This is a genomic window from Myxococcales bacterium, from assembly GCA_012517325.1.
Taxonomy (GTDB): Bacteria; Lernaellota; Lernaellaia; order Lernaellales; family Lernaellaceae; genus JAAYVF01.
The window spans coordinates 47,778-62,073 of the sequence record JAAYVF010000089.1 but is presented as its reverse complement, the minus strand read 5'-3'; the positions used below and the strand labels follow the sequence as shown (position 1 = coordinate 62,073).

Genomic DNA, 14,296 nt, shown 5'->3' with positions numbered 1-14,296 from the left:
TGTGAGAAATTCCGACGGTGGTCGATGGATGGAGTGAAATAATGCTCCAGAAATTCCAATTTGTAGATACTGTCCCTCTAAATCCATCGGAAATCCGAAAAGCGAAAAGCGGTGGGAGATAAGTAATGTGTCCCCGGAATTAACCCGGAATTAACGCCGGAATTAACGGAATTACAATATGTTTGTGATGGTTTTGGGATAACGAGGTGAGTAATGAAAAATAAATCGAAAATTCTAATTGTATTAATTTTATTTATGCTAAAATATATTGATAATACCATTGCCGACGAACAACTAATAAAAACAAATTCATCCTTGACGGTGGAATGGAATTATTTGAGCGCGGAAAAGAAATTAATTGGGATGGCAATGAGTAAAAACAGCGATGATATTGTTGTAGTCACTTATCAAACGGAAATCGCCAATCCTTTCGGGATAATGAAACTGAATAACCAAGGCGTGATTCTTTGGGAAACAAACATTTTGAAAACCGTCGAGGATATCGGTGCAATACAGGTGGACTTCGCCGACAACATCGTTGTCGCGGCAAACCATGGTTATCACCATTATATCATCAAGTACGACTCATCAGGAAAACGGATATGGGAAAGCGACTTCTACGAGTCCGGGTATCACGTTTCCGTCTATCAAATGGAATTGGATAATGACAATAATGTCTTCCTTGGCTTGGCAGTTCCACTTACCGGTTCGAGCGATTACTGTGTGATAATCGTAAAAATCGGCGGCGAGGCTGGCGAATTGAACGAATACTATCGTCAAAGCGGGTTCATGTTCGGCGATCTGTTGCCGCTGCCCGACGCTCGGCTCGCCTTAGCCTCTTACTCAGCGGAAAGCCCGTTTGATGAATACAGCTTGATTGTATTGGACGAAAGCGGTGTTGCCGTTTTCGATACGGCGATCGCCTTGTCGCAGGATATCTATTTTTGGTACGAACCGCCGAGCTTGATTAAGCTGGGATATGACGAAAGCGCAAAGCGCCTCTATTTTCACGGACCGGCCTCGTGCAACGTTCACGGCCTTGCCGAATGCCTGCCGGTAAAACTGGTTTCGGCCGCCATCGACGATCAGGGGACGGTGGCCGTTTTGCACGAGGCGCCGATATCCGATGTCCTCTTTTTAACCGCGACCGCCTATGACAAGGAATTCAATATCTTGGCGCTGGCCTCCAAGACCTTCGATACCGGAATGTATCGAAAGGATTATGAACTGATTAAGTATGACCAGGAAAAAGAGAGCATTGTCTGGCAATTTGAAAAGCCGACGGCGGACGAACAGAAGGAATACGAGGCAATCGACCTGTTGACCAACGCGGATTCCTCGGTGCTCGTCGCCGGCGCCAGAGGGGCCATCGACTATTATTTGTCGGCCGGCGAACAAGAGGCTTTTATCGATCGATACGATTCGACCGGATCCGATCAATCGACCACTTCGATGCCGATGGGGGCGCAAACCAATAGTCGGATCAATCGCCTTTCGCCGAGCGCCGACGATGGTTTCTATCTGATAATAGAGTACGAAACGCGGGCTGATGACGACGTTGATGACGACGATACGGGCGGCGAACCGAGCGGCGATGACGACAACGATGACGATGCCGACGAAGGCTGCGGCTGCTGATTAACTCGCTCGCCGACCTTTTCAAACACCACATCCGCTTCACATGGCCATCGATCCTAGCGGATCGAAGACCATGGCACCCTGAAAAGGATCGCCCCCTTCGAGACGGCCAAGGGCTTCCACCGGCCTGCGGCGGTTGAGCGTCCGCGGCGCCAAGATCGACCGAATTAAACCCTGCCGTGAATCTCTTCACAAATCGTTTGACAGCCCGGAAGCGAGTGATTTACCATTTTCACTTCTATTGAATTATCCAGGATGATGTGGGGGACCGATGAGCGCGTTCAACCGCGAGGGCAAGTTGGCTCTGGCCCGCAAGCTGATTCCGCCCGATGAGTTCGAACGGGTGATGTCCTTTGAAATCAAGGATTTGGGTTTCGGCTACGACCAGTTCGGCATGGAGAAGGAAGCGTCGATTCTCGCTTATGCATTCGCGCGCTATCTACACGAGTACTGGTTTCGCGTGGAAAGCGAAGGCGTCGGGAATATCCCGCTCCACGGGCCGGCCCTGATCGTCTCCAACCATTCCGGCACCCTGCCGATCGATGCCGCGATGACCGCTGTCGACATTTTCCGGTGCATGGACCAGCCGCGGCCGTTGCGGGCGATCGTCGACAATTTCGCCGGATTTCTGCCGTTCGTGAACGTGTTTTTCTATCGCTGTGGGCAGGTGATCGGCCACCGACGCAATTTTCAGGATCTGCTCAACGCCGGCGAACTGGTGGGCGTCTGGCCGGAAGGGACCAAGGGCCTGGGCAAGCCGTTCAGCCAGCGATACAACCTCTCGCGTTTTTCCGTCGGGTTCATGGAGCTGTCGCTGACCTATCGCGCGCCGATCGTGCCGACCGCCTTGGTCGGCGCCGAGGAACAAATGCCGATGATCGCCAACCTCAAGCCCCTCGCGAGGCTATTGGGTTTCCCGTATTTCCCCGTGACGCCGTTGTTCCCCTGGCTGGGCCCGCTGGGCATGGTGCCGCTGCCCAGCAAGTACCATCTGTATTACGGCGAGCCCATCCGCTATTACGAAGAGTACGGGCCCGAGACGGTCAACTATCCGGAAACGATCCGCATGCTGGCCGACAAGGTTCAACTCACCATCCAGGACATGATCAACAAGGGGCTGGAAGAACGCACCAGCGTTTTCGGCCTTGGGGAGGCCTGAGCCATGACGCCGACCAAAGGACGGGAAAAGCCGCAGCCCCTGATCAAGGACTTTCTGTCGCCGGGAACGGCCTCGCTGGCGGGTGAGTTCCGCGCCGGAATCCATCACCAAGGCGCGCCGGCCGCACCGGCGCAGCCGGTCAGGGAAGCGAAGCCGGCGCGTCGCAAGCGAAACGGCGGCGCGGGCGGCAAGCACTTGAACATCCTCATCACCGGGGTTACGACCAGCATCGGCCGCAACCTGGTGATGCACCTGGCGGGCAACAAGCGGGTCGGGGTGATCCTCGGCGTCGGCCACCGCGACAAGCCCTATTACTTCAACGATCTGCCGAAAGAAAAGTTCATCTATCACAAGTGCAACATTCTCAAGGGCCGCGAGCTGAAGAACCTGTTTCTTTCCAAAACGTTTCGCGCCGCGCAGATCAACGCGGTGGTGCACCTGGCGTTCCACAACCAGCCGTTGCGCGGCGAGGACATCCACCGCCTGAACGTCGAGGGCACGCGCGATCTGCTGCGGCAGTGCATCGAAACGCCCGGCATTACGAAGTTCGTCTTCAAGAGCTCCGACGTCGTCTACAAACTGACGCCGCACAACCCGGTCTACCTCGACGAGAACGCGCCGCTCAACTTCGATCCGGGCGTCGACCAATGGATCAAGGATCGCGTCGACGCCGACATGATCTGCCGCAGCTTCATGGACAACGGGGCGGTGAAGATCGTCATCCTGCGCATGACCAACATCATCGGGCGCAACATCAGCGGCCAGTTCAACTCGTATTTCGATTCCAAGCCGGTCATCAAGACCATGGGCTTCAACCCGCTGGTCAACCTGCTGCACATGAAGGACGTCATCCAGTCAATCACGCTGGCGCTGACGAAAAACGTGGCGGGTATTTACAACATCGGCGGCCTGGACACGGCGCCGATTTCGGTGTTCGCGCAGCTCAACGGCCGCGGGCTGATCAGCCTGCCGGAACCGCTGATGGGCCTGGCCAACCTGGTGCAACGGACCTTCGGCCTGACCGAGTACTATTACAGCGTGGACAAGGAGCGGCAGAAGTATTCGGCCCTGCTCGACATCGGCAAGGCCCGCCGCGAGCTGGGTTACGAACCCAAGGGTCGCATCGAATTTTAAATGAAAACGGGGAGCGCCCGGCTCCCCGTCGCGGCTTTCTTCGCGCGCGTTTATTCCAAAACGCGGCCGCCGGCCAGTTCCCCCTCGAAGTCGAATTCGTACCAGATGCAGGACCAGACGGTGAAGTGACCGATCAGCTTGCCGTCCGCGATTTGCCCGACGAACGTGGCGTTTCCCGGGTCGATGCATTGGTTGTCGACGAAGGACGACATGGTCAGCTCCAGGGTGTCGCCGTTCAGCGTGCCGGTCGCCTTGGAGTAGAAAATGCCCATCACCTCGCCGGTCACCCGATCCTCGTCGTCGAGATTGAATTTGATCAGTTCGTCCAGGCCCTCGGTGGCGGGGCTCGGGCCCTCGAATACGTAATCGTAATGGTCCCAATCTTCTTTCGGATGGTCTTTCGCGTAACCGTTGAAGTTGACGTCGCAGCCGCCGAAGCAGAGTGCCGCGATCACGAGCAGTAGGATCGCCGATCGGGTGCGCATGAAATTCCCTCCTGTTTCCGGGTTGTCACGATACGATAAGGCGCCGGTCGAGGCAAGATGCCGCCGCGCGATTGTTTTGTCCGCGGGCCTATGTTAGTTCGATTCTTGAAACCGAAACGAGTTGGAGGAATACCGATGGAAAGCAAGACCTTGCGGACGCTCTTGGTCGTGATGATCGCGCTGTTGTGCGCCAATCTGGTTTTCATGGCGATGGACCGGTTGGCGCCGCCGCGTGAAGCCCGGGCCGATATCGTCGCCGGGAAAAACTTCTTCAGCACGTCCAGTCCGGACGGTCGGGTCGTCTATCTGTGGCAGTATTGGACTTCCTCGGAGGTCGGCGTGTCGGCCAGCGCGCAGATCAAATACTACGGAATGATTTCCGCCGGCGGTCCGTGGGAGCCGGCGCGGTAGTCATTAAATGAAAAGCGGCGGTACGGGTTGGCCGCGCCGCCGCGTCATTCATCTGCCAAGCGGTATTTCGTACCGCGGCTCACGCCGGGGAGATGGCTTCCACCGGGCAAACCTCGGCGCAAGCGCCGCAATCGGTGCATTTGGCCGGGTCGATTTTATAGGGCTCGCCCTCGGTGATGGCGTCGACCGGGCATTCGGCGGCGCAGGAGCCGCAGGAAATGCATTCGTCGGAAATCTTGTGAGGCATGCAAATCTCCTTCGTTTCGTTTAGCGTGTAATCGTCGGATCGTTCGACCCGTCGCGGGTCAGCGTTACACGGTGATGACTTGGATCTGGTCGTCGACTTCCTCGCGCAACGTCCGCTCGACGCCGAGTTTCAGCGTCATCTGTGCGCCAGGGCAACCGTGGCAAGCGCCCTGGAGGCGCACTTTGGCCACTTTATCCGTCGGATTGAAATCAACCAACTCAATGTCGCCGCCGTCGCGTTGCAGGTAGGGGCGAATCTTGTTGATGGTGGCTTCGACTTTTTCTTTCATTCCCGTATCCTCGCAATAGGTTATCCGGTCACGGCGAAAGGTTATTACCGACCGCCGTCCGCCTGTCAAGGCCGCTTATTCTGGCGGTTCACCGCCGCGCTTGTCAACCTTGTTTTACCCCGCCGGCTGGTTATACTTTTTCGCAACAAGGATGGCGAAATGAGTCCGTTGCCGGCCGATCACAAGCTGCTTCGTTTGCTCTACACCGCCGCGATCATCGTCGCGGTGTCGGCCGCGTTCGCCTTCACCGTCAACGCCCTGCGCGGTTCGAGCCTGCCGCTCATCCGGCCGTCGACCGTTCCCCCCGAGGAGGGCGGCAACGACCCCTGGGCGGTCGGTCTGGCCAAGGCCCGGCAGTTGTACGACCAGGGGGTGCTGTTCATCGACTCGCGCACGCCGGAGGAATACGGGGAAGGTCACATTCTGGGCGCGCGGTTACTCTACTACGATCACGCCGACGCCGAATGGGAAACCGTCCTGCAAGGCGTGGACGACATGGAAACCCCGCTCGTCGTCTACTGCAGCGGCGAGGGTTGCAACAGTTCGCAGCTCGTCGCCGATTTGCTGCGCAAAGTGGGGTACACTCGGGTTTACCTGTTCCATGCCGGCTGGCCCGCCTGGTCGGCGGCCGGTTACCCGATCGAGGGGAAACGGCTGGAGGTCAAATTGTACGAGTTCGGCCAATGAAGCGGTTGTCGGGCTGGATCGCCTCTCCGTGGGTGATGCTGACTTTGCGCCTCTTGCTGGGCGCGCTGTTCCTCGTCGCCGCGACGCCGAAGATCCTCGATCCGGCCGCGTTCGCGCTAGCCGTCGACAATTATCATTTCCTGCCCACACCGCTGGTCAACCTGTGGGCGCTGGTGTTGCCCTGGACGGAATTGTCGGTCGGCCTGCTCCTGGTCATGGGCCTGGGTGGGGCGCGGCCCGTCGATCAACTGACCGAAGCGGCCGCCCTGCTTTCGGCGCTGATGTATCTCTCGTTTCTCATCGCGCTGTCGTGGGCGCTGTGGCAACAACTCGATATCGACTGCGGCTGCTTCAATCCGCGGGGCGCCGATACCATCACCAAAGCGTATCTCCTGCGCGACGGCTCGCTCTTGATCGCCAGCGTCCTGGTGCTGTTGTTCCATCACCGCCTGGAGGAAAGGAAGGTAACTGGATGAAACGTCTGATCCTGTGGGCCCTGTTGGGCGCGGTTTTGTCGTTGGCGCTGGTTTTCATCGCGGCGTGCGCCGGCGACGACGATGACGACGACAACGACGATTTCGATCTCGACGACGACCAGTCGGGCGACGACGACGATGACGACAACGACGCGCCGCCGGGGCCTTGCCGCGATTACGCCAATGCGTTTTTCGGTTCGACCGGCTGTTTTCCCAACGACGCGGTTTACGAAAGCACGCTGGAACTTTGCAAGCAGCTTTTCGCGGACGACAATCCTTACCAGGCCGGTTTTTTCGCCTGTCTGGCCGAGATCGACTGCGCGCAGTACGAGGACATGGTGGCGTTGTGGGAGGCGATCGACGCCTGTCTGGCGCTGTTGCCGGATTGATCTACGGCAGTTTTTCCGGACTCAATCGATAAACGACGATCGTATGCCGTTCGCCGCGCGGCCCGTAGGGACCGCTTTCGCGGGCGACTTCCGGCAGCGCTCGTAGCTCGTCTTCCCACCGGGGGTGTTTGGCCAGTTGTTCGTCCTCCAGGCAGGCGACCAGCCACTTGGCGCCGCGTTTCGCGTATAGCGCCGCGGTGTGTTGATCGATCGCGCCGATGTGCCAGCCGCGCCGATGGGCGGCGTAGATCAACTGATTCTTCCGCGTGACGCCGGGATCGAAGGAGACGATCAAATCCTCCGGTCGACTTAGGCTCTTGACCAGTTCGCCCGCGCGGACCGACGACCAATCCAGGTAAAAAGCCGTGCGCACGTACAGCGCCGACCAGACCAGAAAGCCCGCCAGCAGCAGCGCGATCCAGGCCGGATGGGCGCGTTTCGCCAGCCACCCCAGCCCGATGCCCGCCGTCAGCGCGATCAACGGCAGAAACGGCAGTTGGTAATAATCGTGCATGTAATTGCCGTCGCGGACCACCAACAGGTAGGCCAGCACCGCGACGAGCCAGGCGCCGGCGAGCCGCAGTTGCCGCCGCGATTCGCCGCCGAGCAGCGCGACCAGCGCCAGCGCGGTGGCGAGCGGTGTCGCCAACTGATCGAAAATCCGGCCTTGCAGGCGATTCCAAAAGCCGCCCGACAGCAGCAGGCTCCATTTGCCCCAGAGCCGCGTCGCCGTCAGCCAGCTTTCGTCGGTCGTCACCACGTCGCCGAGCGACCCGACGCGCGCGGCGTAAACGACCCAGGCTACCGGCACGGCGACCGTCACGACGGCGAACGCGACCAGGCGCCAATCGAGCAGCGACCGCCAGCCGCGGCGGGCAAGCTGCAGCAACAGCATTGCCAGGCCGATGTGCAGGGCGAACGGTTTGAGCAGCCCGGCCAGCAGGGTGGCCAGCGCCGCCTCGCACAGGTGACGGCCGCGCGAATCCTCGAGCCAAAGCGCGAATCGTTCGAGCCCGAGGACGATCATCGCCAGCATCCAGACGTCGGACATGACCGTCCGGCTGAAAAACCAGCCGAAGGGCGCGAACAGGAAGATGGCGGCGGCGAACCAGGCGGCCGCCCCGTCGGCTTCGCGGCGCGCCAGGCGGAACAGGAAGAGGGCCGTCAGCAGTGAAGCGGCGATGTTCAGCAGCCGGCCGGTCGCTTCGGCGTGGCCCCAGATTTTCGCGAGCAACGCGACGGCGACGTGGTAAAGCGGCGCTTCCTGCTGCTCGATCCGCGGGCCGGTGCGGTCGCCGATCAGCACGTCCCACTGGGTGCGCCAGGGGTCGATGCCGTCCTCGACGAAATGGCGGATCACCGTCGCCGCGCTGACCTGATTCCAGGACTGGCGATCGGCGAGCGGCGCGTTGAGGTGATACAGCCGCGCCAGCGCCGCGAGGATCAGCAACGCCGCGAAGGCGCGCCTTAAAAACGCCGGATCGTCGCGCAGGCGGGTTGTCCAATTCATGACGGCGTTTCCTTCGCCGCGCCCGCCGCCTCGCCGGGCAGGGGCGCCGGGCGATCGCGCACGGTCAGCGCCGCGCCCACCATTTCCATGCCGGTCCATTGCAGGCGGGACAACGCGGCGGCGACGGCCGAAAGGCCCAGCGGAACGTTCCACAGGGCCAGCATGCCGGTGAGAATCGCCTCGCGTACGCCGATGCCTCCCGGCGTAACGAACGAAAGAAACCCGATGACCCAGGCGAGGAGGAAAACGCCCGCCACGCCGACGGCGTTGCCCGGCTCGGCGAACCCGAGGGAAAGCATCAGCAGCCAGCAGGAACCGGCGTAGACGATCCAACCGGCGATGTAGGCGAGCCACAAGAGCAGCAGGCGCGAATAGGGCAGACGAAACGCCACCGGCTCTTTTTTCAACAACCGCAAGCCCAGGTTGATGACCCCCGAAAGCAACCGCGGATGGATGGCGATCAGCATGGCCGGTAAAGTCAACAAAATCAGGTAACGCAAGGCGACCGCCCCGCCGGACCACCGCAACTTGCCGGCCAACAACCGCCAGGCGTCGTCGCTCCAGCCGAAGGTCGAAAGCAGGAAAACGGCGATCGCGCTGCCGGTCATCAGGGCCAGTTCGAGGTAGATCGAGACCGTGGTGCGGCCGATGTCGATGCCCCGCCGCCGGCACAGGCTGAAGCGGATCAGCGGCAGCATCACCTTGCCGGGGACGTACTTGGCCACCTGGCTGGCGAACCAGACGGCCATGGCTTCGCGAGCGGGGACGGGTTTGGCGATCGCGCCCAGGAGCAGCCCCCAGCAGTTCGATTGCTGGGCGTAGAGAACGAGCACCAGCACGGTGGAAATCAGGAACGGCAGCGGCCGAAAGGCGAACGGCGTCCTGCTCAGCTCGGACCAGTTGCGGTACACGTACAAGCCGAGAAAAAAGAGGATCGCGCCCACGACCGCGGCGCGCAACAATCGCAGTAAAAGCCGTTTCATGTGGCTTTTCGCTTATCATGAACGGGGGGAAAAAGCAAAAGTTCGCGCGGGCGGCGTGAAGGGCCGGCGACGTCACAAGCCGCGCGGATATTGAAGAATCGCCCGCCGCCCGGCGAGAAAAGAGGTTTGACGGCGGAAATTATGGTTGAATCGCCGCCGTAAACCATCTACACTTAGTTAATTCAATACCGTGGGGGGTTGCATGCTTCCGCAGGTGAAACTCGGCGAATTGTTGATGCAACGCGGCTTGATTACCGCCGAACAATTGCATACCGGTTTGGCGAAACAGGAGAAACTCGGCTGTCGCATCGGGTCGATCCTGGTCAAACTGGGTTACATCAACGAGGAAACCCTCCTACATTTTTTAAGCATGTATTACGACGTGCCCCAGGTCGACCTGCGTTACACCGAAATCCATCCGAACGCCGTGCGGATGCTCGACGCCGAAATCGCCCAATTTTACATGGTGTTGCCCATCCGCTTCATGGAACGGCCACCCGATGAGCCGGTGCTGATCGTCGCCACCCCCGATCCGACCAACGTCGACGCGATCGACAAGGTCCGCCAGGTGACCGGCTGCATGGTCGAACCGTACGTCTGCAGCTTCGGCATGTTCGAAGTGTATTTTGAAGAAGCCTATCGGGACTACGTGAATCCGCAAAACCTGGCGAACCTGATCGCCGTCACCGACCCGGAAATCCTGATCAAGGCGCTGACCGCGATCCTGGTCGGTAAAAAAGTCATCACCTGCACCGATCTGAAAGGCGCGATCGCCGAAATCGAAAAAGAATAACCCGACTCTCAACCGCTTATGAAAGTGAAACGACCATGACAGACAGCCATGCTGCATGGGCCCTCAGCCGTCGCGAATTTCTGCAAACCCTCGCCGTTACCGGCCTCGCGGCCGGGCTGGCGCCGGGCGCCACGCTCCAGGCCTTGGCCGCCGCCGAAACGCCGTTCGGCGGCCTGCCGCTCGACGCGGCGCTGATCGGCAAATTGTTGTCGGTCGCCATGTCGCGCGGCGGCGAGTTCGCCGAGGTTTACGTGGAAGACACGCTGGGCGCCGACGCGGCCCTCGACGAGGACAAGATTCGCAGCGCGACGGTCGGCGCCTCCCGCGGCGTCGGCATCCGCGTGCTCAAGGGGATCAAAATCGGCTACGCCTATTCCGACGACTTCGCCCCCGAAGCCCTGTTGCGCACCGCCGAAACGGCGGCGTTGATCGCCGGCGGGCAGGGCTCCTGGCGGCCCGTCCCGCTGCAACCGGAAATGGCGCGGCCGCTGTCGCCGATCGTGCTGAACCTCAACGACACCCCGTTTGAAAAACGGGCCGCGGCCCTTTTGGCCATGAACGCGGCGGCCCGCGGGTTCGACCGGCGCGTGATCCAGGTGATGGGCCGGCTGGCCCACGCCGCCACCTACCGGCTGGTCGCCAACACCGACGGCCTGCTGCGCGAGGATCGCGACGTGATGGCCCGCCTGTCGGCCATGGTCGTGTCCAGCGACGGCAAGGACCGGCGGACCGGTTTCTACGGCGCGGGCGGGCGGATCGGCAGTGAATTTTACGACCGCGTCACCCCGGAGTTCATCGGGCGCTACGCCGCCGAATCCGCCGTGGCGACGCTGGGCGCCATCGACGTCAAGGCCGGCGAACAAACCGTCGTGCTCAGCAACGGCTGGAGCGGCGTACTGTTGCACGAGGCGATCGGCCACGGCCTGGAAGCGGATTTCAACCGCAAGGGCACCAGCCTCTACAGCGGCCGCCTCGGCCAGAAGGTCGCCAGCGAACTGTGCACCGTCATCGACGACGCCACGCTGCCCAACCGGCGCGGCAGTTACAACATGGACGACGAGGGCAACGAGCCGCAGCGCAAGGTGCTGATCGAAAAAGGCGTGCTGCGGGGCTATCTCTTCGACCGGCTTAACGCTCAATTGATGGGCGCCGATTTCGCGTCGACCGGCAACGGCCGGCGGGAAAGTTTCCGCCACATTCCGATTCCCCGCATGTCCAACACGTTCCTGGCGCCCGGCGCGCCCACGAAGGAAGACGTCATCGCCTCGGTGAAACAGGGTTTGTACTGCAAGATGTTCGCCGGCGGGCAGGTGGATATCGCCAACGGCCAGTTCGTGTTCGAGGTGTCCGAGGCTTACCTCATCGAAAACGGCAAGATTACCGCGCCGGTCAAAGGGGCGATGCTGGTCGGCATCGGTCCGAAGGCGCTGGAAAACGTGACGCTGGTGGCGAACGACGCCGAACTGGACCCGGGCATCGGCACCTGCGGCAAGGACGGGCAGAGCGTGCCGGTCGGCGTCGGCCTGCCGCACGTTCGCCTGGACAACATGACCGTCGGCGCGGCGAAAGCGTAGCCGGGTGTTGAAAAACACCCGGCGTGCGATCCATGGATGGATCGCCATTTTCGGCGACTTCCGAAGTTGACGAAAATGAAGCGAAATAAAAACCACGCTTTTTAGTGAGCGTGGTTGAAAAAGGCCAGGACGGTCTTTTTCAACAGCCTGATAGGGAGTGGCAGCGATGGACAAGCACGATCTCGAACGGCTTCACCGGTTGGTGGAAACGACCGTCCGCGGCGGCGCCGAGCAGGCGGACGCCTATTACGAATGGGGCCGGGAAACCGAAATCACCGCCCGCGAGGGCGCGGTCGAAAAATTGAAACAGGCCGTGAGCAAAGGCGTCGGCTTGCGCGTTTTCAAAGGCGGCCGGCTGGGCTTTGGTTACACTTCCGACCTGTCCGAGCGCGGCCTGACCACGCTGCGCGAACAGGTGCTGGCCGTGGCCGCGGCGACCGCGGTCGATCCGCATAACGGACTGCCGGCGCGCGAATGGTTCGCGCCGATCGACCAGCGGGCGCAAATCTTCGATCCGCAGATCGAAACGCTGTCGAGCGACAAGCTGGCTGATTGGGCGATCGCCCTGGAAAAAGTCGCGCTAGCCGTCGATCCGCGCATTAAGACGGTGCAGGAAGCGGGCAGCGGCAGCTACGTCCAGCGCGTCGCCCTGGTCAATAGCGCCGGTTTTTCCGGTGTCTTCGAAAAAACCTACGCCTGGCTGGGCGTCGAGGTCGTCGCCGAGAGAAGGGCGACAAGCAGTCGGAATGGTATTTCGATCAGACGACCTTTTTACAGGAATTGAGCGACGCCGAAGCGGTGGCGCGCGAGGCGGCGCGGCGGGCGCTGCGAATGCTCGGCGCCCGGAAGATCGATTCCGGGATCATGCCGGTGATTCTGACGCCGGAGATGACCAAAAGCTTCATCCGCGGGCTGCTCGGCGCCCTCAACGGCGACATGATCTATAAAAAAAGCAGTTTCCTGCTCGACCAGCTCGGCGAGAAAATCGCGGCGCCCCGGTTTACGCTCATCGACGACGGGACGCTGGACCGGCGGTCCGGCAGCCGGCCGTTCGACGGCGAAGGGCTGAAGACCCGGCGGCAGGCGCTGATCGAGGACGGCGTTCTCAAGCAATACTTGTACGACACTTACACCGCGAACAAGGCCGGCGCCAAACCGACCGGCACGGCGTCGCGCGGTTACAATTCGTTACCGGGTATCGGTACGACCAACCTGTATCTGGAGCCGGGCCAGGCGACGCCCGCGGATCTCTATCGCGGGGTCGAACGCGGCTTGCTGGTGACCGGGATGATGGGATCGGGCGTCAATACGGTCAACGGTGAATATTCGCGCGGCGCTCGCGGCCTCCTGATCGAGCACGGCGAACCGACCGCCCCGGTGCAGGAAATCACCGTCGCCGGCAATCTGCTCGACATGTTGAAAGACATCGATCTGATCGCCGACGATCTGGATTGGCGAGGCGGCACCGGCGCGCCGTCGATTCGCTTTGCCAAGCTGACCGTCGCCGGAAAATAGGCCGTGGCTGGCGTCGGCCGCAAGAGCCGATTCTTATTGATATTGAAGGTTTTTTTGATCTGTCCGCCGCCGGGAAATTTTTTTCGGGCTCCGGCGAATGAGACTTGTTTGGTTTAAAAAACGGATTACAATTCAACAACCCTGCTGAGGGCTGAGAACCAAAAAAAAGAAATCGAGAAAGTGGAGGAATCCGAGAATGAAGTTGAACAAATTGTTCCTGTTGATGATTGCGGCGATTCTGAGCATCGGCCTGGTCGCGATCGCTTGCGGCGACGATGACGACGATGACGACAACGACGACAACGACGATGCCACCGGCGACGACGACGACAACGGCTCGGGCGACCCGGTGACCGAATGCCAGAATTGGTACGATGATTGCGGTATCGATGATGCCGGTTATTGCGACGGCCTGAACGGCCTCGACCTGACCGACTCTTGCATCTCCGATGCGATCACCAACCTGTTCGATTGCCTCAGCGGCACCGATTGCGATGCTGTTGGCGTTTCCGACTGCCTCATCACCTACGGCACGGAAATTCAGAACTGCTACTGATTTTGTTCCAGCGGTCAAAGCGCGGCGCGGTCGATTGCGCCGCGCTTTTTTTTTGTGGTAGATAAAGAGCATGAAGACAAAAACATCGCTGGTTATCTTGATCGGTTTGCTGGTGTTGTCGCTTGGCGTCGCCTGTGAAAACGAGTCCAACAAGGCCACCAAGTACACCCAGGTGGATGCCACCGAATATGCCCAGGTCTGCCGGACGTTTCTCACCGATTGCCTGGGTTTTCCGGCGGCCGACGCCAAGGATTCCTGCTCCTGGATCGACGACGCCACCGAGGTGCCCGAGTGTGGCCGTAACGCCATCAAGCACCTGTTCGACTGCTTCGCGGCGGACGTGTCTTGCGACGGCGAGTACACGACCGAGGATCAGGACCTGCTGAACGCCTGCCAGGACGCGTACGAGATCGAAATCGACGATTGTCTGTAAATGAGCGAACCCCCGGG

Annotated in this window: 17 protein-coding genes and 1 pseudogene; 13 read left to right on the top strand and 5 right to left on the bottom strand. The window is 60.4% G+C overall.

All coding sequences use genetic code 11. The features are described from left to right. Positions 1 to 213: 213 nt before the first annotated feature. The 3 genes from GX444_16170 to GX444_16160 all read left to right on the top strand — a co-directional run bounded on the left by GX444_16170 (position 214) and on the right by GX444_16160 (position 3,931). Positions 214 to 1,638 (top strand): hypothetical protein, encoded by a 1,425-nt coding sequence (locus GX444_16170; GenBank protein NLH50115.1) that lies wholly within the window; start codon positions 214 to 216, stop codon positions 1,636 to 1,638. Between the two features lie 271 nt (positions 1,639 to 1,909). After that, positions 1,910 to 2,797 (top strand): acyltransferase family protein, encoded by an 888-nt coding sequence (locus GX444_16165; GenBank protein ID NLH50114.1) that lies wholly within the window; start codon positions 1,910 to 1,912, stop codon positions 2,795 to 2,797. A gap of 3 nt (positions 2,798 to 2,800) precedes the next feature. Further along, on the top strand, positions 2,801 to 3,931 hold the full coding sequence (locus GX444_16160; protein ID NLH50113.1) for an NAD-dependent epimerase/dehydratase family protein: 1,131 nt from the start codon (positions 2,801 to 2,803) through the stop codon (positions 3,929 to 3,931). Positions 3,932 to 3,981: 50 nt separating this feature from the next. On the opposite strand, the gene GX444_16155 is transcribed toward GX444_16160, so the two are convergent. Then, positions 3,982 to 4,416 (bottom strand): hypothetical protein, encoded by a 435-nt coding sequence (locus tag GX444_16155; protein ID NLH50112.1) that lies wholly within the window; start codon positions 4,414 to 4,416, stop codon positions 3,982 to 3,984. A 135-nt stretch (positions 4,417 to 4,551) separates the two neighbouring features. On the opposite strand from GX444_16155, the gene GX444_16150 reads away from it, so the two are divergent. Continuing rightward, entirely contained in the window at positions 4,552 to 4,827 is a 276-nt protein-coding gene (locus GX444_16150; GenBank protein NLH50111.1) for a hypothetical protein, read from the top strand. Between the two features lie 79 nt (positions 4,828 to 4,906). Here the strand turns inward: GX444_16150 and GX444_16145 are convergent, their stop codons facing one another. Further along, a complete protein-coding gene (locus GX444_16145) occupies positions 4,907 to 5,074 on the bottom strand; it encodes a 4Fe-4S binding protein (protein ID NLH50110.1) in 168 nt (55 codons plus the stop codon). A 64-nt stretch (positions 5,075 to 5,138) separates the two neighbouring features. Continuing rightward, complete coding sequence (locus GX444_16140; protein NLH50109.1) at positions 5,139 to 5,363, bottom strand: NifU family protein; 225 nt, start codon at positions 5,361 to 5,363, stop codon at positions 5,139 to 5,141. 159 nt (positions 5,364 to 5,522) lie between these two features. Here GX444_16140 and GX444_16135 point away from each other — a divergent pair, with 159 nt between their 5' ends. From GX444_16135 to GX444_16125, 3 genes are read left to right on the top strand one after another with little or no spacing between them, the layout of a single operon-like run. Beyond that, complete coding sequence (locus tag GX444_16135) at positions 5,523 to 6,050, top strand: hypothetical protein (protein NLH50108.1); 528 nt, start codon at positions 5,523 to 5,525, stop codon at positions 6,048 to 6,050. Then, positions 6,047 to 6,526 (top strand): DoxX family membrane protein, encoded by a 480-nt coding sequence (locus GX444_16130; GenBank protein NLH50107.1) that lies wholly within the window; start codon positions 6,047 to 6,049, stop codon positions 6,524 to 6,526. The genes GX444_16135 and GX444_16130 overlap by 4 nt, the downstream gene beginning before the upstream one ends. Continuing rightward, positions 6,523 to 6,915: a hypothetical protein gene (locus tag GX444_16125; protein ID NLH50106.1), complete on the top strand. Its 393-nt coding sequence runs from the start codon at positions 6,523 to 6,525 to the stop codon at positions 6,913 to 6,915. The genes GX444_16130 and GX444_16125 overlap by 4 nt, the downstream gene beginning before the upstream one ends. 1 nt (position 6,916) lies before the next feature. Here the strand turns inward: GX444_16125 and GX444_16120 are convergent, their stop codons facing one another. Both GX444_16120 and GX444_16115 read right to left on the bottom strand, forming a co-directional pair. Further along, the gene (locus GX444_16120; GenBank protein NLH50105.1) at positions 6,917 to 8,425 is read right to left on the bottom strand and encodes a hypothetical protein; all 1,509 of its coding nucleotides are present in this window, start codon (positions 8,423 to 8,425) and stop codon (positions 6,917 to 6,919) included. Then, complete coding sequence (locus tag GX444_16115) at positions 8,422 to 9,408, bottom strand: flippase-like domain-containing protein (GenBank protein NLH50104.1); 987 nt, start codon at positions 9,406 to 9,408, stop codon at positions 8,422 to 8,424. Before GX444_16115 ends, GX444_16120 begins: the two co-directional genes overlap by 4 nt. Before the next feature lie 202 nt (positions 9,409 to 9,610). Here GX444_16115 and GX444_16110 point away from each other — a divergent pair, with 202 nt between their 5' ends. From GX444_16110 to GX444_16085, 6 genes and pseudogenes are all read left to right on the top strand, one after another. After that, positions 9,611 to 10,201 (top strand): hypothetical protein, encoded by a 591-nt coding sequence (locus tag GX444_16110; protein ID NLH50103.1) that lies wholly within the window; start codon positions 9,611 to 9,613, stop codon positions 10,199 to 10,201. 55 nt (positions 10,202 to 10,256) lie between these two features. Beyond that, a pseudogene (gene tldD, locus GX444_16105) lies at positions 10,257 to 11,775 on the top strand (metalloprotease TldD). 166 nt (positions 11,776 to 11,941) lie between these two features. Beyond that, a complete protein-coding gene (locus GX444_16100; GenBank protein NLH50102.1) occupies positions 11,942 to 12,559 on the top strand; it encodes a hypothetical protein in 618 nt (205 codons plus the stop codon). Beyond that, entirely contained in the window at positions 12,472 to 13,290 is an 819-nt protein-coding gene (locus GX444_16095) for a TldD/PmbA family protein (protein NLH50101.1), read from the top strand. The genes GX444_16100 and GX444_16095 overlap by 88 nt, the downstream gene beginning before the upstream one ends. A gap of 196 nt (positions 13,291 to 13,486) precedes the next feature. Beyond that, complete coding sequence (locus GX444_16090; protein ID NLH50100.1) at positions 13,487 to 13,846, top strand: hypothetical protein; 360 nt, start codon at positions 13,487 to 13,489, stop codon at positions 13,844 to 13,846. A 70-nt stretch (positions 13,847 to 13,916) separates the two neighbouring features. Continuing rightward, on the top strand, positions 13,917 to 14,279 hold the full coding sequence (locus GX444_16085) for a hypothetical protein (GenBank protein NLH50099.1): 363 nt from the start codon (positions 13,917 to 13,919) through the stop codon (positions 14,277 to 14,279). Positions 14,280 to 14,296 lie beyond the last annotated feature (17 nt).